Here is a 22,024-nt window from a genome sequence, read left to right as displayed (position 1 = left end):
GAAGAGCCGCGACCGGCAATGCTGGACTCAGTCCGGCAAATGCGGGCGATCACCGCTTGACGAGGTCGTGCAGCGCACAGCGACTTACCCGGACAAGTTCGGCACTGCGAATCTGCAGAGTCGAATCGTTCCGCCCCGTGCCGCAATAGATCGTTTCCATTGCCGTCACTCCCGAATCGACGACTACCCGTGCCCCGTTGATCGGCAAGGGTACGACGCCTCCCGGGACCATCGCGAGGAACTGTGCCAGTTCCATGTCCGTTGCCATGTGGAGATCCGCTCTCCTCACGCCAAGTGCATCGGCGATCTTCTTGTAGTCCGCGCGCTCGGCCGCCCGCATGGCGGCGATCGCGTAGCGATCGCCCGGCAGGCGGAAGGCCAGGCTCTTGACCATCGCATCGGGATCGAAGGGAAGCAGGCGCTGCGCTTCAGCGAAGCTCACCACGGCGTCGTGGTCGTGCACTTCGAAGATCGCATCGCTCGACGTCAGGAAGGAATGTATGGCCGGGCTCATCGCATCCAGGGTATCGAGGAACCGGGAAGCCGATCCGAGCCGTTGCTGCCGTACTCGCGGACACTCATGGCGCACCTGCCATGCCGAGGCCAAGACGCAGCACGGCCACTGCAACGACGCCCACCAGGATCGTTCCGAGAAGCGGAAGGCGGACCGAGGCCACCGCCGCCAGCAGACCCGCCAGCGTTTCCGGCCAGCCGGTGACCAGCAGGGTCGGCGCGATGATCGTGACGAACATGACGGGCGGTATGGCATCCAGGGCTGCTTTCGCGCGGCCGCGGACGGCGAACCGATCCCCGCGCACCAACAGCATGCCGGCGACCCGGGTGAGATAGGTGACGATGGCCATCGCCGCGATCGCCTCGAGGGTTGTCGCGTGGAACGTCATGCGGGCTGCGGCTCCTGTGCTTGCTCCGGCCGCGCCGCGAAGTAGGCCACCGCGATGCCGGCCATGGCGCCGGCCATCACGTGCCACGGCGCACCCAGGGTGTGGAACACGGCCGCCGACGACAGGCCGCTGGCGGCGATGGCAAAACCGGTGCGCCGCCACCCCATCCAGAACCTGGCCGTCATGCCGATGAACAAGGCCGCCAGCGCGAAGTCCGCGCCGATCTGCCGGGGATCGCCGAGATAGGCGCCCAGCCACGCGCCGGCCATGGTCGCACCAGCCCACGCGGCCGTGAAGACGAGCGCCAGGCCCATCCAGTAGGACCAGGTGACCGGCAGGCCCGCGCGCGCACGCTGCTCTGCGAATCCCCATGTCGGATCGGTGAGCAAGGCCAGCGCCACGCACATGCGCAGGCGCGTCATGCCGGCCTTCGCGAGCTTCGGAACGAGGGTCAGGCTCATCAGCGCGTGGCGCACATTGATCAGCAAGGTGGACAGCAGGATCGGCCCGAGCCTCGGCCCGTCGTTCGCCCACAGCTGGACCGCCGCGAACTGCGATGCGCCCGCGTTGACGAGCAGTGACATCCATCCGGCCTCCGCGGCGTGGATGCCCTTGGACCTGCACAGGGCTCCGAGCAGCAGGCCGATCGGAACCGCGACCATCACCGCAGGCAGGATGTCCCTTGCGCCCTCGGCGGCTGTGGCGAGCGAGGAGGGTCGGCGATCCGGCGGAGCCGCGGATGAGGCGGGGCCTTCGCGCGGCCTCATTTCGACACCCCGTCCCTGTAGGCACCGGGCGTCACGCCGACCCTGGCCTTGAAGACGCGTGTCAGGTGGGCCTGGTCTGCAAAGCCGGTTGCCGACGCCACGGCGATCGGCGCTTCTCCCCGGCGCAGGCGGCGCTTTGCCGCCTCGATGCGGCGGCCGACCAGATAGGCGTGCGGTGTGGTCCCCGCTTCATTGCGGAACATGCGGATCAGGTGAAACCGGCTCACGCCGACTTCGCCGGCGAGGTCGGCCAGGCACACGTCGCTCGACGTGGCTTGATCTTCCAGCATCGACTTGACCCTGGACACTCGCTGCTGCTCCCGGCCTCGCGGGGCCTCGGGGCGGAAGCCCTCGGCGTGTCGCTCGAGGCAGCAGGCATAGGCCAGCAGCAGCGCTTCCTCCGTGCCCAGCGACCAGCCAGAGGTCTCCAGTGCCAGGTGCGCGGCCACCAGGCGAGTGGCCGCGGCGGGGTCCCGGATCACCCGGCACCGGAAATGCGGCTGGACTTCATGGCCGGTGATCTCGGCCGCCAGGCGCTGAACGAGCGACGCGGAAGGGTAGGTCACCCGGTAGCTGTAGCCCGTGTCGTCATGGGGCGTCCCGTCGTGCACGTCTTCCGGGTTGAGCAGCGTCAGGTCTCCCGGGCTGGCGCGATGCCGCGTACCTTGAAGCCACAAGGTGCCGCAGCCCGAGGTAATCGCTCCGATCACGAAAGTCTCGTGCGCATGCAGGGCATAGCGGTGCTTCCTGAAGGTCGCGGTCAGGCAGTCCACCCGTTCCTCGCCTGTCATGCACCCCGAGGTGAAGAAGCGTGCGTCGTCCCGCAGCGCGTTGCGGGATCGGGGGGCATCAGGCCCGAGTGCTTCTTCACGGTGTCCGTCTTCTCGCATGAAGCCATTCTTGCAGCGCAGGAAACGCCTGTCTTGAAGAAAATTGACATGCCTGATCCGGCATGATGACCACATCATCGAGACCCGCAACGCACGTCATCGGCTCGCGCGCGGCAGCGCAATGACGAAGAAGCGCGCCAGATCGGATGACCCCGGAAGGAGCACCAGTCATGGAAGCCCCCAGGCAACCGCCATCGATCTCACCGCCTGCAGCGATCGCCTATGCGATCGGCCTGCCGCTGGCCTTGCTCGTCCTGATCTTCCTGCCCGCAGGCTCCATCGGCTGGCGACCTGGGTGGGTGTTCCTTGCAGTGCTGCTTCTTGGGTTCGGTGTCTCGGCACTGGTGCTCGCGCGAGTCAACCCGATGATCTATCGTGCACGCAGTCGCTTCCAGCCGGGGACGAAAGACTGGGACAAGGCGCTGCTTGCGGTCATCCTGCCGGCGATGGTGGCGATTCTTCCCGTCGCGGCGCTCGATGCCGGGCGCTATCAGTGGTCACCAGTGCCGGCCTGGGTCATGGTGGTGGGGCACGTCGCGTTGCTCGCCGGGATCGCAATGACCGCTTGGGCACAGGCCGTGAATCCTTTCTTCGAGCCCGGCGTTCGAATCCAGTCGGAGCGCCATCAGCGCGTGATCGATGCGGGGCCTTACCGGTTCATCCGGCATCCGGGTTATGCCGCGGCGCTCGCACTGTTCTTCGGCATGGCGCTCGCGCTGGGCTCGCTGTGGGCGCTCCTGCCCGCCGCGCTCGCTTCGGCGTTGCTGGTACTGCGAACCTCCTGGGAAGATCGCCTGTTGCAGGCAGAGCTTTCCGGTTACGCGGACTATGCCGGTCGCGTGCGCTGGAGGTTGCTCCCCCGCCTGTGGTGACAGCGGCCGGAAGCGGTGAGCGCGTCTCCCCGATAGCCAGCCGCAGACGGAACGCCGCCACAGGGCGAACGACCTTTCCGCTGCACGGAAAAATCATTTGCGCCCGGGGTGCTTCAACCGGCGCGGAGAGCGGCCTACAGTCTGGCGAAGTCGAAGTTCGACCGGACAACATGGAGACAGCCACGATGCGCAACCTCAACCAGGACAACATCACGCAGGCCGTGCTCGCGCGCTTCGCCGACACGCCCGACCCGCGCCTGCGCGAGATCCTGACCAGCCTGGTGCAGCACCTGCACGCCTTCGCGCGCGAGGTGAAGCTCACCGAGGACGAGTGGTTCCAGGGCATCCAGTACCTTACGGCCACCGGCCGGAAGTGCGACGACAAGCGGCAGGAGTTCATCCTGCTGTCGGACGTGCTGGGGCTCTCGATGCTCACCATCGCGATGAACAACGACAAGCCGGCCGGCTGCACGGAGGCCACCGTGTTCGGCCCCTTCTATTTCGATGGCGCGCCCGAGTACGAGCATGGCGACGACGTGGCCAACGGCGCCGAGGGCGAGCCCTGCGACGTGTTCGCCACGGTGCGCGGTCTCGACGGCGAGCCAGTGGCGAATGCGGTCGTCGATGTTTGGCAGGCCGATGCGGGCGGGCACTACGACGTGCAGCACGCGGGGCTCGACCACGCGGAGAACCGGGGCACGCTGCGCACGGGGCCCGACGGCTCGCTGCACTTCCGCAGCGTGGTGGCGGTGGCGTATCCGATCCCGGTCGACGGGCCGGTGGGCGACCTGCTGCGCGCGACGAAGCGCCATCCGTGGCGGCCCGCGCACCTGCATTTCAAGATCGAGGCGCCGGGCTACGAGCGGCTCATCACGCACGTGTTCCGCGAGGGCGACGAGTACCTCGACTCGGATGCCGTGTTCGCGGTGCGCCAGTCGCTGGTCGCGCCTTGGACGAAGCAGGACAACGGCCGCTGGCGGCTCGACTTCGACTTCGTGCTCAATCCGCTGAAGCAGGGATAGCGGCTGTTCTGCAGCGGACGGAGTAGTCCCCTGGCGGGCGCGGCCGGCACCGTCCTGCTACGCTCGGCAGGCCCGCCGCGATGGCGGGGCTTGTGCGGCTGCTTCCTCCCTCCATGGCTTTTCCCCTGATCACCGACCCGTACTTCTACGCGGTCGCCATTCCCGCCGTGCTCCTGCTCGGCATCAGCAAGAGCGGCTTCGGCGCGGGCTTCGGCTCGCTGGCGGTGCCGATGATGGCGCTGGCCGTCACCGTGCCGCAGGCGGCGGCGATCCTGATGCCGCTGTTGCTGCTGATGGACGTGCTGGGCCTTGCCGCGTTCCGGCGCGACTTCGACCGCTCGCTGCTGAAGTTCCTGATTCCGTTCGGGCTGCTGGGCACGGTGATCGGCACGCTGCTGTTTCGCATGCTCTCGGCTCACACGGTGGCGGGCATCGTCGGCGTGTTCACGCTGCTCTTTCTGGCGCAGCGCCTGCTGTTTCCGCCGAAGCCCGACGATCCGCTGCCCTCGCGCGGCGTCGGCGCGGTGCTGACCACGGTGTCGGGCTTCACCAGCTTCATCGCCCACGCGGGCGGGCCGCCGATCAACGCCTACGTGATTCCGCTGCGGCTCTCGCCGGTGATCTTCACGGCCACCATGGCCTACTTCTTCTTCGTGGTGAATCTCAGCAAGTGGATTCCCTACGCGTGGCTCGGCCTGCTCGACTTCCGCACGCTGGCCACCTCGCTGGTGCTGATGCCGATCGCGCCCTTCGGCGTGTGGGTCGGCATCCGCATCGCGCGGCGCATCGATGCGACGTGGTTCTATCGCTTCGTCTATCTCGGGATGTTTCTGACCGGCCTCAAGCTCGTCTATGACGGCTTCCTGGCCTGAGGCCGGCGAAGCGAGGCCTTTTCGCGAACACCGCGGAACCGGCTTTGCCGGGCCGCAGGTGTTGCCCCCGGTAGGGGGTGGCGTAGCGACACGAAGTGCGCGAAGCCTGGGGGCGAGCCTAGAACTCGACGATGGATTTGAAGCCACCGAAGATCATGCGCTTGCCGTCGAAGGGCATGGACTTGGGGTCCATACCGGCGATGCGCGGGTCTGCCATCACCTTCGCGTTGACCGTGTCGCGGTGCTTGCGCGACTTGTAGACGATCCACGAGAAAGCGACGGTCTCGTCGGGCTTCTGCTTCACGCTCTGCGGAAATGAAGTGAGCTTGCCCGGCTTCACGTCGTCGGCGATGCACTCCACGTATTCGAGCGCGCCGTACTCCATCCATACCTTGCCGGCCTTGCGCGCCAGCTTGCGGTAGGCCTCGACGTTGGCCGTGGGGATGGCGATGATGAAGCCGTCTACATAGCGAGCCATGTTTGTTCTCCTGAAGAGTCTGTGGAACCGTTGAAGAAAGAAGACCGGCGGCTGCATGGCACGTTGCCGCTCATTGCGATGCCGCCGTTCCCTGGGGTGCCGCTGTTTCTTCGTTGTTCTGCATCTGCCCCGGCATGGCGGAGCGAAGCAGCAAGGCACCGAGCAGACCCGCCACCGCCGCGAACACGGCGCCGACGAGGAACGCGAGGTTGTAGCCGCCCGTGAGCGCCAGCGGCATCTGCGCGCCGGCGGCTTCCATCGACGCGGTGCGCGCCGCTGCGGCGCTCGCCAGCACGGCCAGGCCCAGCGCGCCGCCCATCATGAAGGAGGTGTTGACCACGCCCGAGGCCAGGCCCGAGTCGGCAGGGCTCACCTCGCTCATCGCGGCCAGCAGCACCGGGTTGAAGGCCATGCCCGCGCCCAAGCCCAGCAGCATCATGCCGGGCAGCACGTCGACCACGAAGCTGCCGTTGACCGGCGCGCGCGCGAACAGCGCCAGCCCGATGGCCGCGAGCCACAACCCGGCGGCCAACGGCTTGCGGATGCCGAAGCGCATCACGATCTTCGCCGAGAGGCCCAGCGAGAACACCGCCATGATGATGTTGGCCGGCAGGAAGGCCAGGCCGATCTGCATTGGCGTGTAGTTCAGCACCAGCTGCATGTAGAGCGCCGAGATGAAGAACCACGCGAACATGGCCGCGGCCCACAGCACGCCGACCACGTTGGCCACCGACACGCTGCGCAGCTTGAACAGGCCCAGCGGCATCAGCGGATGCTGCACCCGCGATTCGATGGCGATGAAGATCGCCAGCAGCACCACGGCGGCGCCGAGCAGGCCGAGCGTCTGGGTGGAGGTCCAGCCGGCCTCGTTGCCGTTGACCACGCCGTACACAGCGAGCATCAGCGAGAGCGTGACGGTGACGGCGCCGGCCACGTCGAGCTTCTCGCCGTGCGCATGGCCGCGCGCGCTCGGCAGCAGCGCCACGCACAGCGCGTACACCGCGATGCCGATGGGCAGGTTGACCAGGAAGATCCAGTGCCAGCTCAGCGTGCTGGTGAGCAGGCCGCCGAGCAGCACGCCGATGCTGCCGCCGCCGGCGCACACGAAGCCGTACACGCCCATCGCCTTTGCGCGGTCGGCCGGCTCGGTGAAGAGATTCATGATGAGCGAGAGCGACACGGCCGACACCACCGCGCCGCCCAGGCCCTGCACCGCGCGTGCCGCCACCAGCAGGCCCTGCGAGGTCGAGACCCCGCAGGCCAGCGATGCCAGCGTGAACAGCACCAGGCCCGCGAGGAACACGCGGCGGTGGCCGTACAGGTCGCCCAGCCGGCCGCCCAGCAGCAGGAAGCCGCCGAAGGTCAGCATGTAGGCGTTCACCACCCAGACCAGCGAGGTCTCGGTGAAGCCCAGGTCGGTGCGGATCGAGGGCAGGGCCACGTTCACGATGGTGGTGTCGAGCACGATCATCAGTACGCCGAGGCACAGCACCATCAATGCGAGCCAGCGCTTGCGGCTGTCGAGTTGGTTGGTCATGGGAAGCGGGTTTCTTGGAGTGGACAGGAAGCGGCTCAGACCAGCGGCTTGCCGCCGTTGATGAGCCACGGAGTGCCGAAGCGGTCGGTCACCATGCCGAAGCCTTCGACCCAGAAGGTCTTCTCGAAGGGCATGCCGACATGGCCGCCCTCGGCGAAGGCGTCGAACACGCGGCGGGCCTCGGCCACGGTCTCGATGGTCAGCGCGACGCCGAAGCCCTTCATGCCTTCGTACGGCTGGCCGGGCATGGAGTCGGAGGCCATGAGGATGCCCTGGCCGTAGGCGAGCGAGGCATGCATGATGCGCTTCTTCGCCTCGGGCGGGAACTGCTCGGTGTCGGGCGCTTCGCCGACGGTCATCATCATCTGCATGGTGCCGCCCAGCGTCTTCTCGTAGAAGCGCATGGCCTCGGCTGCGTTGCCGTCGAAGGTGAGGTAGGCGTGGATGTGGGGCATGATTTTTCCTTTCGGGAATTACTTTTCGGTGGCGGCCTTCAGGTTGGCAAGGCCCGTCTCGAAGTCCTTGCCGATCATCTGGTCCATGTTGAAGAAGATGCCCATGAGCTTGGCGACGTAGGGGCTCGGGCCGTACATGGCCCAGGTGACCTGCGTCGCATTGCCCTGGGGCTGCAGCGTGAATTCGGCCGTGTTGTGGCCTTCGAAGGGCTTGATGAAGTCGAGCTTGATCGCGACCTTCGACGAAGGCGCCGACTCGACGATCTCCATGCGGCCCGCGCCGGCCTTGTCGTTGCCTTCCCAGGCATAGGTCGCGCCCTTGCCGCTCGCGCTGCCGCCGAAGCTGCGCTTCATGGCGGGGTCGAGCTTCTCGTAGGGCGACCAGGCGCCCCAGCGGTGGAAGTCGTCGATCAGCGGAAAGATCTTCTCGGCCGGCGCCTCGATGCGCGCGGTGCGCTCGACGCGGAAAGTGTCGGGCCGGGTGGCCGCGAAGACCAGCAGCGCGGCGATCGCGAGCACGATGACGAGGGCGATTTTCTTGAGCATGGCGGGGCTTCCGGGAGATTGGCGGCGCGGGCGGGTGCGATCAGGCAGGGTGTGCGACGACCAGCAGCCAGCCCACGCCGAAGCGGTCGGTCAGCATGCCGAACTTGGAGGTGAAGAAGGTCGGGATCAGCGGCTGCATGACCTGTCCGCCTTCGGCCAGCGCGTCGAACCACTTGACGGCTTCGGCGTCGGTGCTGGCGGTGAGGGCGAGCATCACGCCCTCGAACTTCGGCTGGCCCGAGCAGCGGCCATCGGAGGCCATCAGCTCGGTCTCGCCGATGCGGAACACCGCGTGCATCACTTTCTCGGCATCGGGCGTGCCGCCGGCACAGCCGGCTTCGGCATTCTCCGAAGGGGCGCCCGCGGGTGCTTCCTTGTAGCGCATGAGCTGGGTGACTTCGGCGCCGAGCGCCTTCCTGTAGAAGCCGAGCGCTTCGTCGCAGCGGCCTTCGAATGAGAGATACGACTGGACTTTCATGACGATTCCTTTGGACTGAAGAGGTGACTCGGAGGCCCCCGGTGTCTCGGGCCGCAAACAATCGGATTACTTTGTGTACACCGTCCACAAAGAATAGCAGAGATAATGGACAGTGTCCACATGGAGAAGCGATGAAGCTCAACAACGTCCCCGAGAGCCTGCCGCCCGCCCGCAGCACTTATCGCCACGGCGATCTGCGCCGGGCGCTGCTGGAAGCAGGCATCGAACTGGCCCGCGACGGCGGTCCCGACGCGGTCGTGTTGCGCGAGGCCACCCGGCGCGTCGGCGTGGTGCCCAACGCGGCCTACCGCCACTTCGAAAGCCGGCAGGAGTTGCTGCTCGCGGTGCGCGAGGCAGCGCTGGCCGCGGCGGCGCAGGCGATGGAAAAAGAACTGGCGGCCCAGCCCTGCGACCAGCCCCCCGCCGACTTCGCGCGCGGGCAGGTGCGCGCCATCGGCACCGCCTACCTGCGCTTCGCCCAGGCCGAGCCGGGCCTGTTCCGCACGGCCTTCGTGATCTCCGACGAGGGCCGCGGCGAACTCGGCCCAGGCAAGGCCGGTGAGAGCGGGCTCGATCCGTTCCAGCTGCTGGGCAAGGCCATCGACCGGCTGGTGGATGCCGGCGTGCTCGATGCGGCGCGGCGCCCGAATGCCGAGTACTGCGCCTGGAGCGCGGTGCACGGGCTGGCGCTGCTCATCATCGACGGGCCGCTGCGCGAGATCCCGCCCGAAGCGGCCTACAAGCTGGGCCAGCAGCTGATCGACATGGTCGAACGGGGCCTCTGAGCCCCACGACCGCTGCTACAGATAGATCTTCTGCAGCAGCCGTATCAGCGTCTCGCGCTCCCGCGCCGTGAGCTTGGCGCTGGCATCGGCTTCCAGCTGGATCACGGTCTGCTCCGCCTCGCGGATCAGCGCCTCTCCGGCCGCCGTGAGATGCAGCCCGACCGCGCGGCCATCATGCGGATGAGGCCGGCGTTCTATCAATCCGCGGCTGTCGAGCGTCGCCACCAGGCTCACGAGGTTCGGCGGCAGGATGTCCAGCGCATTGCACAGCTGCCGCGAAGTGGCGCCGGGGTTGTGCGCCAGCAGCGACAGTACCGAGAAATCGATCTGCTTGAGCCCGTAGGGCGCCATGCGCTCCGCGAAGAAGGCGCTGACGATCAGCCAGGCCCGGCGGGCGTTGTAGCCGACCAGGGTTTCGAGCATGCGCGCATCGAGCCGGTCCGGCTTGCCTTGCGGCGCCGCGGCCTGCTCGCCTTTGGCGGGAGCGGATTTCGGGGTGGAGGCCATGGCCCGAGCGTAACCCCGCCCGGACGCCCGCGAACGCCCGGAGTGGCTAGTTGGAGACACCGCCACCGGGCGCGGCCGCATGGGTCAGCGCCACCGTTTCGCAGGCCTTCTTGACGATGCCCATCCGCATCTCGAATTCAGGCAGCACCCAGCGCCTGAAGGCGGCCGCCACGCGCGCCTTCTCCGCATCGCCGGGCGAGGCCGCCTCGATGCGCGCCCAGGCCCACGCCAGCATCGCGAGCATGGTCGAGCGCAGGTAGTCGTCGGCCACCTGGTACGGCAGCGCCGGGTCGGCATGCGCAGCCATGGCCACGGTGGTGCCCAGGTAGCGCAGCTGCGCCAGCCGGCGCTGCACGTCGGCGTCGGCCTCGCGGGAGGCGTCCAGCGTGTCGCGCAGCTCCAGCAGCACGGCCGACATGGCCGCGCCGCCGTCGGGCAGCACCTTGCGCACGAGCAGGTCGATGGCCTGGATCTCGTTGGTGCCCTCGTAGATCATCGTCACGCGCGAGTCGCGCACGATCTGCTCGATGCCCCATTCGCGCACGTAGCCGTGGCCGCCGAACACCTGCAAGCACTCGCTCGCGCCGTGGAAGGCCTGGTGCGTGCACGCGGCCTTGAGCACCGGCGTGACCAGCGAGCACCAGCGCTGCGCGCGCTCGCGGGCCTTGGGGTCGGCGTCGTGCGCGGCCACGTCGAGCATCAGCGCGCTGCGGTAGGCGATGGTGCGCGCCCCGTCGATCCAGGCGCGCTGCGTGTCGAGGATGCGGCGCACCGCCGGATGCTCGGCGATCAGGTCGGCACTCTCGCCGCCGCGGCTCGCGGGCACCGGGCCCGGCGCGCGCATCTGGCGGCGCTCCGCCGCGTAGGCGTCGGCTTTCTGCCAGGCCGCGTCGAGCAGGCCGATGCCCTGCAGGGCCACGTGCAGGCGCGCCGAATTCATCATCACGAACATCGCGGCCAGCCCACGGCCGGGCTCGCCGACCAGCCAGCCGGTGGCGTCGTCGAAGCGCATGCTGCAGGTGGGGCTGCCGTGCAGGCCCATCTTTTCCTCGATTCGCTCGCAGTGCACCGTGTTGCGCGTGCCGTTGGGCAGCAGCCTGGGTACCAGCGCCAGCGACAGGCCCTTGGGGCCGGCCGGCGCATCGGGCAGGCGGCACAGCACGAGGTGGACGATGTTCGGCGTCAGGTCGTGCTCGCCGCCGGAGATGAAGATCTTGCTGCCGCTCACCCGCAGGCTGCCGTCGGCTTGCGGCACGGCGCGCGTGCGCACCTGGCCCAGGTCGCTGCCTGCGTGGGCCTCGGTGAGGCACATGGTGGCGAGCCATTCGCCGGTGGCGATCTTCTGCAGGTAGCGCTGCTTCAGCTCGTCGCTGCCGTGGTGCTTGAGGCAGGCGTACGCGCCGTGCAGCAGACCGGGCGCCATCGTGAGGCCGTGGTTGGCGGCGGCCAGCCACTCGTAGAGCACCGCTTCGAGCACCGCCGGCAGGCCCTGGCCGCCGTCTTCCGGCGCGGCCGAGAGCGCGGGCCAGCCGCCGTCGACGAAGGCCTGGTACGCCTCGCGAAAGCCAGGCGGCGAGGTGACTTCGCCATTGGAAAAACTGCAGCCTGTTTCATCGCCGGCCCGGTTGATCGGCGCGACCACTTCGCCGACGAAGCGCCCCGCCTCCTCGAGCACCTGCGAGTGCAGCGCCTCGTCGACTTCGGCAAAGGGCGCGAGCGCGGCAAGGCGCGCGGGCGCATCGAGCACCGCGTTCAGCAGGAAGCGGACGTCATCGGGGCGGGGCTGGTAATCCATCGGAGGCTCGGTAACTGGCTAGATATCAGGGCGTGGGCAGCTTGCAAGCGAAGCTGCCTGCGCGCTCGGCATCGCCGCCGGTGTAGGTGGCGACCTGCGGATAGGGGCACAGCGGCCGCGTGCGTTGCGCGGCCCAGCCGGCAGGCACTTCGGCATTCGGCACCGGCGTGCCCGCGCCGCGTGCCGAGGCGGTAACGGATGCGGGCGCCTTGCCCTGCTCGACCCAGTCGACCAGCGCGCTGAGCATGTCGAACTGGTCGGTGGCCGGACCGCCCGCGCAGTGGTTCATGCCGGGCACCGGGAAGTAGCGCGCGAACGAGGAGGCATCGCCGCCGTTCGCGGCGCGCACGCGCTCGTACCAGGCCTGCGTGTCGTCGGACGAGAACACCGGGTCGCTGGTGCCGTGGTAGACGATCATGCGGCCGCCGCGCTCGCGCAGCGCGCCCAGGTTGGCCGCGTCGGGCGGCGTCATGAACGACAGCGCCGATTCGCGGAACACGCCGTCGGTGGCTGCGATGCGCGGCGCGTCGCGGTCCATGTCGAAGCCCAGCGCGAAGGGCAGGCCCTGCGGCCGGTCGGCCAGCGGCGGCGTGCTGAAGATGAAGCCGACCGCGCCTGCGTCGCGCGTCGGCGGGCTCGCGAACTTCCATTCGCGCCAGTTGGCGCCGCTCACGCCCGCGTCGAACGGAAAGCCGCTGTAGATCGGCTGGCCCGCGCTGTTGCGCGCGCCCTTGAACACGTTGGCGAGCGCGTTCTTCTGCGGCGCGCTCAGGCACATGGCGTCGCGCGTGCCGGCGGCGCAGGTCGGCACGTCGCGCTGGATGTCGAAGCGCGTGCGGCAGGCGTTGACGTCCGACACGATGCCGTCGGCCAAGCCGTCGAGTGCATCGCAGCGCTGCAGCACCTTGTCGGCCACCAGCTTCAGCTCGGCAGGCGTGAAGGCGCTCTGCAGGTCGGGCTGGCCGGCGGGCGTCTTCGCGCTGGCCACCGCCGCGTACTGCTGCGCGCCGTAGAGCTGCGCCACCGCCGCCTTCGGCAGGTTGAAGCCGGGGTCGCCCGCGAGCACGCCGTCGTACTGGCCGGCCGAGCGCACGGCCGCCACCATCGCATGCCGGCCGCCGTTGGAGCAGCCGCCGATGTACGAGCGGTCGGGCCCGCGGCCGTAGGCCTTGGCGATCAGGTTCTTGGCCATCGGCGTGAGCTGCGCGACGGCGTTGTAGCCGTAGTCGAGCCGCGCCTGCGGGTCGAGCCCGAAGCGCGGACCCATCGAGCCCGCATGGCCGGCGTCGGAGCTGATGACCGCGAAGCCCATCTGCAGCGCGCTGCTGCGCGGCCCGCCGCCGCCGATGCCGCCGAGCGCGGGCACCACTACACCGTCGAGCCCGCCGTTGGTCTGGTAGAAGAAGCGGCCGTTCCAGGCGACCGGCAGCCGCATCTCGAAGCCGATGGCATAGCGCTGGCCGTCGACGGGGCTGGTGCGCTCGTTCATGCGGCCCTGCACGAGGCAGTGCGCAGGCGCCGCCATCGCGACGCCGCCGACCGTGACGGTGCCGGCCGCCACCTCGGTGGCCGATGTGTAGACGGTGCCGGGCAGCGCCGCGCGGGCGGCGAGGTCGGTGCAGGACTGCAGCGTGCCGGGGCGCGCGGCGGCCAGCGGCGCATGAGGCGCCGGAGGCGCGGTGGACCAGCTCGCGCAGGCCGCGAGCAGCGCGGCGGCGCCGAGCGCGGTCGCGCACAGGGCTGGATGGAAGCGGCGCTGTGGCTTCTTCATGCTGTGGTCTCCTTGCGGCCGCGCGGGTCGCGGCGTTGTCGTTGGCTCAGGCGGCTTTTCTCGCGGCGCCCAGGTAGGTGTCGATCACGCGCGAGTCGACGGCCAGCTTCTTCGCCTCGCCCTCCAGGCTGACGCTGCCCATCTCGAGCACGTAGCCGTGGTCCGCCACTTCGAGCGCGGCGCGCGCGTTCTGCTCCACCAGCAGGATGGTCACGCCGGTGGCGCGCAGCGCCTCCACGGTGCGGAAGATCTCCTGCACCACCAGCGGCGCGAGCCCGAGGCTGGGCTCGTCGAGCATCAGCAGCGTGGGGCGCGACATCAGCGCGCGGCCCACCGCCAGCATCTGCCGCTCGCCGCCCGAGAGCGTGCCGGCCAGCTGCGCGCGGCGCTCCTTCAGGCGCGGGAACAGCGTGTAGACCTCGTCGATGCGGTCGCGCCACTGGCGGTTGCGCAGCCGCACCTGGCGGAAGGCGCCGAGCACGAGGTTGTCTTCCACCGGCATGGTGCCGAACAGTTCGCGCTTCTCTGGCACGAGCGCAATGCCGAGCATCACGCGCTCCTCCAGCGACAGCCCGTTGACCGGCTGGCCCTTGAACTCGATGGTGCCTTTGGAGGGCAGCACGCCCATCAGCGAATTCAGCAGCGTGGACTTGCCGGCGCCGTTCGGTCCGATCACCGTGACCACGCTGCCCTGGCCGGCCTGCAGGTCGATGCCGTGCAGCACCTCGGCGCGGCCGTAGCCGGCGTGCAGGCCGCGGATGCGGAGCAATGGAGATGTCATGTCAGTGCTCCGTTCCCAGATACGCAGCGCGCACCTTGTCGCTCGCCTGCACCTCGGCGGGCGTGCCCTCCATCAGGTGCGTGCCGAATTCCATCACCACGATGTGATCGCAGATGTCCATCACCAGTCCCATGTCGTGCTCGACCAGCAGGATGCTCATGCCCTCGCCGCGCAGCTGGCGCAGCACCTTGCCCAGCGCTTCCTTCTCCTTGTGCCGCAGGCCGGCGGCGGGTTCGTCGAGCAGCAGCAGGGCGGGGTCGGCGCACAGGGCGCGCGCGATTTCCAGCAGGCGCTGCTGGCCCATCGCGAGGTTGCCCGCGAGCTCGTGCAGGTAGTCGCCCATGCCCACGCGCTGCAGCTGGCGCTCGGCCTCGCGGAACAGCGCGCGCTCCTCGGCGCGGTCGATGCGCAGCATGGCGGCGACGGCGCCCTTGCGCCCCCGCAGGTGCGCGCCCAGCGCCACGTTCTCCAGCACCGTCATGTCGGCCACCATCTTCACGTGCTGGAAGGTGCGCGACACGCCGCGCTGCGCGATCTGCCGCGCGCCCAGTCCGCCGATGGCTTCGCCGCGGAAGCTCACCGCGCCGCCCGAGAGCCCGAGCACGCCGGTGATCAGGTTGAAGGTGGTCGACTTGCCCGCGCCGTTCGGACCGATCAGGCCGACGATCTGGCCGGCGCGTGTCTGGAAGCTGATGTCGTTCACCGCCACCAGTCCGCCGAAGGTCTTGCGGATGGCCCGCACGTCGAGCACCACCTCGCCGGCGGCAGGCCTGGCGCGCGCGGGCAGGTCGCCGGCATCGCGCCAGTCGACCGCGCGGCGCGGACGCGGCAGGCGGCGGTCGACGAAGGCCCAGAGCCCGTCGGGCAGGTACTTGAGCACCAGCACGATCATGATGCCGAAGACGATCAGCTCGTAGCTGCCGGCCGTGCCGATCAGCTTGGGCAGCAGCACCTGCAGCTGGTCTTCGAGCTGCTTGACCACGCCCGCGCCGGCGATCGCGCCCCACACGTGGGCCGCGCCGCCGAGCACCGCCATGAACAGGTACTCGATGCCCATCTTCAGCCCGAAGGGCGACGGGTTCACCGTGCGCTGGAAGTGCGCGAAGAGCCAGCCCGAGACCGATGCGAAGAGGGCGGCGAGTACGAAGATGCCGATCTTGAAGCGCAGCGTGTTCACGCCCATGGCCTCGGCCATCTGCGAGCCGCCGGCCAGCGCGCGGATGGCGCGGCCGCTTCGCGAGTCGAGCAGGCGGATCACCGCGAAGGCCGCGAGCAGCGCGAAGATCCACACCACCGCATAGAACATGCGCTGCTGGCCGATCTCGAAGCCGAACACCGTGAGGCCCTTCACGCCGAGGATGCCGTCGTACTTGCCCAGCGCCTCCAGGTTGCCCATGAGGTAGTAGAGCGACAGTGCCCACGCGATGGTGGCCAGCGGCAGGTAGTGGCCCGACATGCGCAGCGTGATCGCGCCGATGATCGCCGCGCTGATGCCCGTGAGCGCCATGCCGATGAAGAGCGTGACCCACGGCGACAGGCCGGTGTTCACCGTGAGGTAGGCGGTGGTGTACGCGCCGATGCCCACGAAGGCCGCCTGCCCGAAGGAGGTGAGGCCCCCCACGCCGGTGAGCAGCACCAGGCCCAGCACCGGCAGCGTGTAGATGCCGACGTAGTTGAGCTGGATGATCCAGAAGTCGGGCAGCGGCAGCAGCGGCAGCGCGATGAGCACCAGCACCAGCGCGAGCGGGCCCCAGGTGCGCAGCGCGCTCTTGTCGGGCGCATGGGCCGTCGAGGGATTCAGGAGCGCTTCCATGTCAATGTTCCTCGTCCGAATGGCCGCTTTTCAGCGAGCGCCATAGCAGCACCGGCAGGATGATGGTGAACACGATCACTTCCTTGAACGAACTGGCCCAGAAGGAGCCGAAGGACTCGATCACGCCCACGGCCAGCGCGCCGACGAGCGCGCCGGGGTAGCTCGCCAGGCCTGCGATCACGCCGGCCACGAAGCCCTTCAGGCCGATGAGGAAGCCCGAGTCGTAGAACACCGTGGTGGTCGGACCGATCAGCAGGCCCGAGAGCGCGCCGATCAGCGCCGCCATCGCGAAGGTGAGCTGCCCGGCCGCCTGGGTGGAGATGCCCATGAGCCGAGCGCCCAGCCGGTTCACGGCGGTGGCGCGCAGCGCCTTGCCGTACAGGCTGCGCTCGAAGAACAGGTACAGCAGCACGATCAGCGCGGCCGACATGCCGAAGATGATGAGCGCCTGCCCGCTCACGTTGAGAGGCCCGAGCGCCATGCGCTCGTCCCAGAACGGCGGGTTGCGGAAACCCTCCGCGCCGAAGAAGAGCAGGCCCAGCCCGGTCATCGCGAAGTGCACGCCCACCGAGACGATCAGCAGCACCAGCGAGCTCGCACCCGCCAGCGACTGGTAGGCCACGCGGTAAACCAGTGGCCCGAACGCCGTGACGATGAACACCGTGAGCAGCGCCTGCACGCCGATCGGCAGGTTGCGCGGGCCGGCCCAGGCCGAGATCGCGCAGATGACGGCGGGTGCCGCGAGCGTGCGCAAGGCAGCCTTCAGCCCGGCCGCCGCGCTGCCGTTGTGGCGCCAGGTGGTGACCAGGTCCATCAGCGCCGCGACGCCGGCCAGGATGAGCAGCAGCCACACCGTGCCCGGCGTCTTGCCGGTCTGGAAGATCGCCAGCGTCAGCGCGCCGTACGCCACGAATTCGCCCTGCGGAATGAAGATGACGCGGGTCACCGTGAAGACGAGCACGATGCCCATGCCCAGCAGGGCATAGATCGCGCCATTGGTGAGGCCGTCCAGCGTCAGGATGCTGGCGATCGAGAGATCCATGGCGTGTGTTCGATGCGGCTGAAGAAGAGGATTACTGCTCGACCTTGAACGCGCCGTTCACCACCTTGAGCATCACGCCGGTCTCGGTCGTGTAGCCCCAGTGGTCCTGCGCCGTCCAGTTCAGCACGCCGTGCGCGAGCACCGTGCGGCCCATGCCCTCGAGCGCGTCGCGCAGCGCGGCGCGGAACTCGGGCGTGCCGGGCTTGGCCTTCTTGAGCGCGACCGGCACGGCCTTCTCGAGCACCGTGAGCGCGTCGGCCGCGTGGCCGGCGAACTGGTTGCGCGAGCCGGGGCCGTAGGCCTTCTCGTAGCCCTGCACGAAGGCGACGGCGGCGGCCTTCGAGGGATGGCTGTCGGGCAGCTGCTCGGCCACGGTGGCGGGGCCCGAGACCACGAAGGTCCCCTCGGCGTCCTTGCCCGCGGTGCGCATCAGGTCCTGCGTGGCGGCGGCGTGCGTCTGGTAGACCTTGCCCTTGTAGCCGCGCTCCATCACCGCCTTCTGCGGCATGCCGGCGCCGCTGCCCGAAGCCACGATCAGGATCGCGTCGGGATTGGCCGAGGTGAGCTTGAGCACCTGGCCGGTCACGCTGGTGTCGGCGCGCGCGAAGCGCTCGGTGGCGACGATCTTGATGCCGTTCTTGGCGGCCTCGGCCGTCAGCGCCTTGAGCCACAGCTCGCCGTAGGCGTCGGTGTAGCCGAGGAAGCCGACCGTCTTCACGTTCTGCTTCTTCATGTGCGCGACCACCGCGTAGGCCATCACGTCGTTCGACTGCGGCAGGCGGAAGAACCACTTGTCCTTGCCCGGCGGCAGGCCGGCAGGCGCGGTCGACAGCTGCGGCGTGCCCGACTCGGCCGTGACGTCGGCCATCGGGATGGCGACGGGCGTGGCGCTGGAGCCGATGATGATGTCTGCCTTGTCTTCGGTGACCAGGCGCTGCGCGTCCTTCACGCCGGTGGTCGGGTCGGTGGCGTCGTCGAGCACCACCACCTTGAGCGTCTCGCCCGCGATGGTCTTCGGCCAGATGGCGATGCCGTTCTTCACCGGAATGCCCAGGCCCGAGGCCGGGCCGGTGAGCGGCTGCACCACGCCCACGGTGATGTCGGCATGGGCGAGGCCCATGGCCATGAGCGCCAGCACGGCGGCAAGGGTGGTCTTCTTGAAGGTCATCGGTGTCTCCTGGGTACGTTGTGAAGCGGGCGGAACGAACGCGAAAAAGAAAGAAGGGCCTCAGCGCGGCGCCATGCGCAGCGCGCCGTCGATGCGGATCACCTCGCCGTTGAGGTGGCCGTTGGTGACGATGTGGCAGGCCAGCTCGGCGAACTCCGAGGGCTTGCCCAGGCGCGGCGGGAAGGGGATGGAGGCGGCCAGCGACTGCTGCACCGGCTCGGGCAGCTCCAGCAGCAGCGGCGTGGCGAAGATGCCCGGCGCCACCGTGCACACGCGGATGGCGTGCTGCGCGAGGTCGCGCGCCATCGGCAGCGTCATGCCGACCAGCCCGCCCTTGGAGGCGCTGTAGGCCTGCTGGCCCACCTGTCCGTCGAAGGCGGCGACCGAGGCGGTGAAGAGCATCACACCCTTCTCGCCGTTGTCGAGCGCCTCCAGCTTCGCGCAGCGCGCGGCGAACAGGCGCGCCATGTTGTAGCCGCCGATCAGGTTGATGTTGACCACGCGCACGAAGTCTTCCAGCGGCGCGGGGCTGCCGTCCTTGCCGACGATGCGCTTGGCGCTGCCGATGCCGGCCACGTTCATCAGGATGCGCGCGGGGCCGTGCGCGGCCTCGGCCTTGTCGAGCGCGGCGTTCACGCTGTCGGTGTCGGTGATGTCGCAGGCGCAGGCGACGCCGCCGATCTCGGCCGCCACCTTCTCGGCCAATTCGCCGTTGCGGTCGAGCACCGCGACCTTCGCGCCCAGCCGCGCGAGCTCGCGCGCGGTGGCTTCGCCCAGGCCCGATGCGCCGCCGGTGACCAGTGCGGCTTGTCCTTCGATCTTCATGTGTCTCGTCTCCAGGAAAGGTTGGAAAAAGCTCAGCGCGGCTTCAGGGTGAAGGGCAGGCTGCCGTCGTGCATGGCATCGGCCAGCGCGGCGCGGTGCTTGAGCACGGAGCGCTGGTTGATCGAGCCCTTGTCGGTGACCTCGCCCCTGTCGATGGAAGGCGGCTCTGCCATCAGGTGCAACCGCGCGATGCGGTTGGCGCTGCCGGTGGAGGCGGCGGCCAGCGTGTCGACCACCTGCTGGAAGTGCGCCTGCACGGGCGCGCTTTCCAGCACCTGCTGCATGGTGGCGTCGGCGGGCAGGCCGGCGAGATCGCGTACCTTCTGCGTCGGGAAGATCAGCGCGCCCACTTCCTTCAGGTTGATGCCGGTCAGCACCGCGTCCTGCACGTAGGGTGCGCCGGCCGCGATGATCTTCGCGCGCATCGGGCCCACGCTCACGAAGGTGCCGGTGGCGAGCTTGAAGTCTTCGGCGATGCGGCCGTCGAAGCGCAGGCCGCGATGGATGTTGCCCTCGTCGATCCACTTCACCGCGTCGCCGGTGGAAAAGAAGCCTTCCTCGTCGAAGGCCTCGGCCGTGGCCTCGGGCGCGCGCCAGTAGCCGGGCGTGATGTTGGGGCCGCGGTAGCGCACCTCGGTCTTGCCGTCGACCTCGATCAGCTTGAGCTCGATGCCCGGCGCAGGCAGGCCCACGTCGCCCGACTTCACGTCGGGGCCGGTCACGTAGAGCGCGAAGGGGCCCGATTCGGTCATGCCCAGGCCCGTGCCCATCACGATGCGCTCGCCGACTTCCGACTCCTGCGTGCGGTGCAGGCTGTCCCACACCGGCTGCGAGAGCGCCGCGCCCGAGTAGAAGAACATCTTCACGCGCGACAGCAGGTTGCGGCGCAGCACCTCGTCGGTTTCCATCGCCTGCGCGATGGCCTCGAAGCCGGTGGGCACGTTGAAGTAGATGGTGGGCGCGATCTCGCGCAGGTTGCGCAGCGTCTCGGCCATGCCGGCGGGCGTGGGCTTGCCGTCGTCGATGTAGAGCGTGCCGCCGTTGTCCAGCACGATGCCCACGTTGTGGTTGCCGCCGAAGGTGTGGTTCCAGGGCAGCCAGTCGACCAGCACGGGCGGCTCGTCGCCCAGGGCGGGTATCGACTGGCGCAGCTGCTGCTGGTTGGCGCACCACATGCGGTGCGTGTTGATCACGGCCTTGGGCATCTTGGTCGAGCCCGAGGTGAAGAGGAACTTGGTGATGGTGTCGGGGCCGGTGGCGCGCATCGCCTCGTCGATGGCGCTCGTGGCCGGCGTGGAGGCGAGGGCGCTGAACGCGGTGACGGGCCGGTCCTCGAGGCTGCCCTCGGCCAGCACGACCTCTGTGCCGGTGGGCACCACGGCGGCGATAGCCTTGGCGAAGCGCGCCGCGTCGCTCGCGAAGACGAGGCCGGGCGTGAGGGTGTCGAAGACGTGGCGCAGCTTCTCGAAGTCCTGGCTCACCACCGAGTAAGGGGGCGAGACGGGGCAATAGGGCACCCCGGCGTAGAGGCAGCCCAGCGCCATCAGCGCGTGCTCGATGCCGTTCTCGCTGAGGATCGCGACCGGGCGCTCGGCGCTCAGGCCGCGCTCCAGCAGTGCCTGTCCGATACCGCGTGCTTCCTCCAGCGCCTGCGCGTAGCTCACGCGCAGCCAGTCGCCGGTGCTGCCGTCGGCCAGCCGTTCGCGGCGGGCGATGAAGGTGCGGTCGGGCGTGCGCTCTGCCCAGTGGGCGAGGCGGTCGGTCATGCGCTCGCGGTAGGGGGCGAGCGGCGTTTCGGCGCTCAGGTACTGCGTGCCCGGCGCGCCGTCGCGCAGCACCGCGCGGGTGACGCCGAAGACCAGCGGGCGGTAGCGGACGGCGGGGGCGCTCATCCCTTGCTCACTTTCGCGCCGCGTCCTTCGAGGAAGTCGCGAACGCGCTGCTTGGCCTCGGGCGCGGCCTGCGTGATGCCGGAGATCAGCGCCTCGGTGAAGAAGCCATGGTCGGCCGACTGCTCGGCGATGCGCGGCAGCGCGTGCATCAGCGCGTAGTTGGTGAGCGGCGCGTTGGTGGCCACGCGCCTGGCGAGCTCGAAAGCCTTGTCGAAGGCCTGGCCTTCGTCGACGAGGTACTGCGCGAAGTTGGCGCGCTCGCCGTCCTCGGCGTTGTAGACGCGGCCGGTCATCATCATGTCGGTCATGCGGGCCACGCCGATCAGCTTGGGGATGCGCACCGAGCCGCCGCCGCCCACGAAGATGCCGCGCGAGCCCTCGGGCAGCGCGTAGAAGGTGGTGCGGTCGGCCACGCGGATGTGGCAGGCGCTTGCCAATTCGAGCCCGCCGCCGACCACCGCGCCGTGCAGCGCGGCGATCACCGGCACCGGGCCGTGCTGGATCAGGTCGAGCGCGGCGTGCCACATGCGCGAGTGCTGCATGCCCTGGCCGGCGTCGCGCTCCTTCAGCTCGCTCAGGTCGAGGCCGGCGCAGAAGTGCGGCCCCTCGCCGTCGATCACCGCGGCGCGCACGCTGGACGGCAGCTTCTCGAAGGTGTCGCGCAGCGCGAGGATCAGTCCGTCGGACAGCGCGTTGCGCTTGGAGCCGCGCGTCAGGCGGACGATGGCGACTTCGTCGCGGATGTCGAGTTGGAGGTCTGGATTGGTCATGATGGGGTCCGGGGTTGCGTCGAATTATGGTTATGGGAAATAATCAATTCAAGGAA

Annotated in this window: 23 protein-coding genes; 4 read left to right on the top strand and 19 right to left on the bottom strand. The window is 69.1% G+C overall.

Annotated elements, in window-relative coordinates; all coding sequences use genetic code 11:
- Positions 1 to 49: 49 nt before the first annotated feature.
- The 4 genes from ABL838_RS26470 to ABL838_RS26455 form a co-directional block, all read right to left on the bottom strand.
- Positions 50 to 514 carry a YbaK/EbsC family protein gene (locus ABL838_RS26470; protein WP_126025592.1) on the bottom strand — a complete coding sequence of 155 codons (465 nt, stop codon included), beginning with the start codon at positions 512 to 514 and terminating at the stop codon, positions 50 to 52.
- A gap of 64 nt (positions 515 to 578) precedes the next feature.
- The gene (locus ABL838_RS26465) at positions 579 to 902 is read right to left on the bottom strand and encodes an AzlD family protein (protein WP_126025591.1); all 324 of its coding nucleotides are present in this window, start codon (positions 900 to 902) and stop codon (positions 579 to 581) included.
- Positions 899 to 1,564 carry an AzlC family ABC transporter permease gene (locus tag ABL838_RS26460; RefSeq protein WP_206169585.1) on the bottom strand — a complete coding sequence of 222 codons (666 nt, stop codon included), beginning with the start codon at positions 1,562 to 1,564 and terminating at the stop codon, positions 899 to 901. The genes ABL838_RS26465 and ABL838_RS26460 overlap by 4 nt, the downstream gene beginning before the upstream one ends.
- A gap of 101 nt (positions 1,565 to 1,665) precedes the next feature.
- On the bottom strand, positions 1,666 to 2,559 hold the full coding sequence (locus ABL838_RS26455) for an AraC family transcriptional regulator (protein WP_418122674.1): 894 nt from the start codon (positions 2,557 to 2,559) through the stop codon (positions 1,666 to 1,668).
- 170 nt (positions 2,560 to 2,729) lie between these two features.
- On the opposite strand from ABL838_RS26455, the gene ABL838_RS26450 reads away from it, so the two are divergent.
- The 3 genes from ABL838_RS26450 (at position 2,730) to ABL838_RS26440 (ending at position 5,325) form a co-directional block, all read left to right on the top strand.
- On the top strand, positions 2,730 to 3,431 hold the full coding sequence (locus tag ABL838_RS26450) for a methyltransferase family protein (RefSeq protein WP_418122672.1): 702 nt from the start codon (positions 2,730 to 2,732) through the stop codon (positions 3,429 to 3,431).
- A 185-nt stretch (positions 3,432 to 3,616) separates the two neighbouring features.
- Positions 3,617 to 4,453, top strand: a complete 837-nt coding sequence (locus ABL838_RS26445) for an intradiol ring-cleavage dioxygenase (protein ID WP_126025588.1) — start codon at positions 3,617 to 3,619, stop codon at positions 4,451 to 4,453.
- A 113-nt stretch (positions 4,454 to 4,566) separates the two neighbouring features.
- Positions 4,567 to 5,325, top strand: coding sequence for a sulfite exporter TauE/SafE family protein (locus tag ABL838_RS26440; protein ID WP_126025587.1), 759 nt, complete (start codon positions 4,567 to 4,569; stop codon positions 5,323 to 5,325).
- 118 nt (positions 5,326 to 5,443) lie between these two features.
- Here the strand turns inward: ABL838_RS26440 and ABL838_RS26435 are convergent, their stop codons facing one another.
- The 5 genes from ABL838_RS26435 to ABL838_RS26415 form a co-directional block, all read right to left on the bottom strand.
- Complete coding sequence (locus ABL838_RS26435; protein WP_126025586.1) at positions 5,444 to 5,803, bottom strand: DUF1428 domain-containing protein; 360 nt, start codon at positions 5,801 to 5,803, stop codon at positions 5,444 to 5,446.
- A gap of 70 nt (positions 5,804 to 5,873) precedes the next feature.
- Positions 5,874 to 7,340 (bottom strand): DHA2 family efflux MFS transporter permease subunit, encoded by a 1,467-nt coding sequence (locus ABL838_RS26430; protein ID WP_418122671.1) that lies wholly within the window; start codon positions 7,338 to 7,340, stop codon positions 5,874 to 5,876.
- A gap of 35 nt (positions 7,341 to 7,375) precedes the next feature.
- Positions 7,376 to 7,795, bottom strand: a complete 420-nt coding sequence (locus tag ABL838_RS26425; RefSeq protein ID WP_007833153.1) for a VOC family protein — start codon at positions 7,793 to 7,795, stop codon at positions 7,376 to 7,378.
- 18 nt (positions 7,796 to 7,813) lie between these two features.
- Positions 7,814 to 8,341, bottom strand: coding sequence for an SRPBCC family protein (locus tag ABL838_RS26420; protein WP_418122669.1), 528 nt, complete (start codon positions 8,339 to 8,341; stop codon positions 7,814 to 7,816).
- Positions 8,342 to 8,381: 40 nt separating this feature from the next.
- Entirely contained in the window at positions 8,382 to 8,819 is a 438-nt protein-coding gene (locus ABL838_RS26415; RefSeq protein ID WP_369660868.1) for a VOC family protein, read from the bottom strand.
- 131 nt (positions 8,820 to 8,950) lie between these two features.
- Between ABL838_RS26415 and ABL838_RS26410 the strand changes: the two genes are divergently transcribed.
- The gene (locus tag ABL838_RS26410) at positions 8,951 to 9,604 is read left to right on the top strand and encodes a TetR/AcrR family transcriptional regulator (protein WP_126025581.1); all 654 of its coding nucleotides are present in this window, start codon (positions 8,951 to 8,953) and stop codon (positions 9,602 to 9,604) included.
- 15 nt (positions 9,605 to 9,619) lie between these two features.
- Here ABL838_RS26410 and ABL838_RS26405 read toward each other — a convergent pair whose 3' ends face one another.
- From ABL838_RS26405 to ABL838_RS26360, 10 genes are read right to left on the bottom strand one after another with little or no spacing between them, the layout of a single operon-like run.
- A complete protein-coding gene (locus tag ABL838_RS26405; protein WP_369660870.1) occupies positions 9,620 to 10,111 on the bottom strand; it encodes a MarR family winged helix-turn-helix transcriptional regulator in 492 nt (163 codons plus the stop codon).
- A 46-nt stretch (positions 10,112 to 10,157) separates the two neighbouring features.
- The gene (locus ABL838_RS26400) at positions 10,158 to 11,906 is read right to left on the bottom strand and encodes an acyl-CoA dehydrogenase family protein (protein ID WP_418122667.1); all 1,749 of its coding nucleotides are present in this window, start codon (positions 11,904 to 11,906) and stop codon (positions 10,158 to 10,160) included.
- A gap of 25 nt (positions 11,907 to 11,931) precedes the next feature.
- Positions 11,932 to 13,677, bottom strand: a complete 1,746-nt coding sequence (locus ABL838_RS26395) for a tannase/feruloyl esterase family alpha/beta hydrolase (RefSeq protein ID WP_418122665.1) — start codon at positions 13,675 to 13,677, stop codon at positions 11,932 to 11,934.
- A gap of 46 nt (positions 13,678 to 13,723) precedes the next feature.
- Entirely contained in the window at positions 13,724 to 14,458 is a 735-nt protein-coding gene (locus ABL838_RS26390) for an ABC transporter ATP-binding protein (RefSeq protein ID WP_126025577.1), read from the bottom strand.
- 1 nt (position 14,459) lies between these two features.
- Positions 14,460 to 16,271, bottom strand: coding sequence for an ABC transporter permease subunit (locus ABL838_RS26385; protein WP_184640717.1), 1,812 nt, complete (start codon positions 16,269 to 16,271; stop codon positions 14,460 to 14,462).
- A gap of 1 nt (position 16,272) precedes the next feature.
- A complete protein-coding gene (locus ABL838_RS26380) occupies positions 16,273 to 17,313 on the bottom strand; it encodes a branched-chain amino acid ABC transporter permease (RefSeq protein WP_184640716.1) in 1,041 nt (346 codons plus the stop codon).
- A gap of 31 nt (positions 17,314 to 17,344) precedes the next feature.
- On the bottom strand, positions 17,345 to 18,481 hold the full coding sequence (locus ABL838_RS26375) for an ABC transporter substrate-binding protein (RefSeq protein ID WP_019656130.1): 1,137 nt from the start codon (positions 18,479 to 18,481) through the stop codon (positions 17,345 to 17,347).
- Positions 18,482 to 18,541: 60 nt separating this feature from the next.
- Positions 18,542 to 19,306, bottom strand: coding sequence for an SDR family NAD(P)-dependent oxidoreductase (locus ABL838_RS26370; protein WP_418122663.1), 765 nt, complete (start codon positions 19,304 to 19,306; stop codon positions 18,542 to 18,544).
- A 32-nt stretch (positions 19,307 to 19,338) separates the two neighbouring features.
- The gene (locus tag ABL838_RS26365; RefSeq protein ID WP_418122661.1) at positions 19,339 to 21,198 is read right to left on the bottom strand and encodes a feruloyl-CoA synthase; all 1,860 of its coding nucleotides are present in this window, start codon (positions 21,196 to 21,198) and stop codon (positions 19,339 to 19,341) included.
- Positions 21,195 to 21,968, bottom strand: coding sequence for a crotonase/enoyl-CoA hydratase family protein (locus ABL838_RS26360; RefSeq protein ID WP_184640712.1), 774 nt, complete (start codon positions 21,966 to 21,968; stop codon positions 21,195 to 21,197). Before ABL838_RS26360 ends, ABL838_RS26365 begins: the two co-directional genes overlap by 4 nt.
- Positions 21,969 to 22,024 lie beyond the last annotated feature (56 nt).

This window comes from Variovorax sp. 160MFSha2.1 (assembly GCF_048305075.1).
In the GTDB taxonomy this organism is placed as follows: Bacteria; Pseudomonadota; Gammaproteobacteria; order Burkholderiales; family Burkholderiaceae_C; genus Variovorax; species Variovorax guangxiensis.
This window is presented reverse-complemented; position numbering and strand designations above follow the sequence as displayed.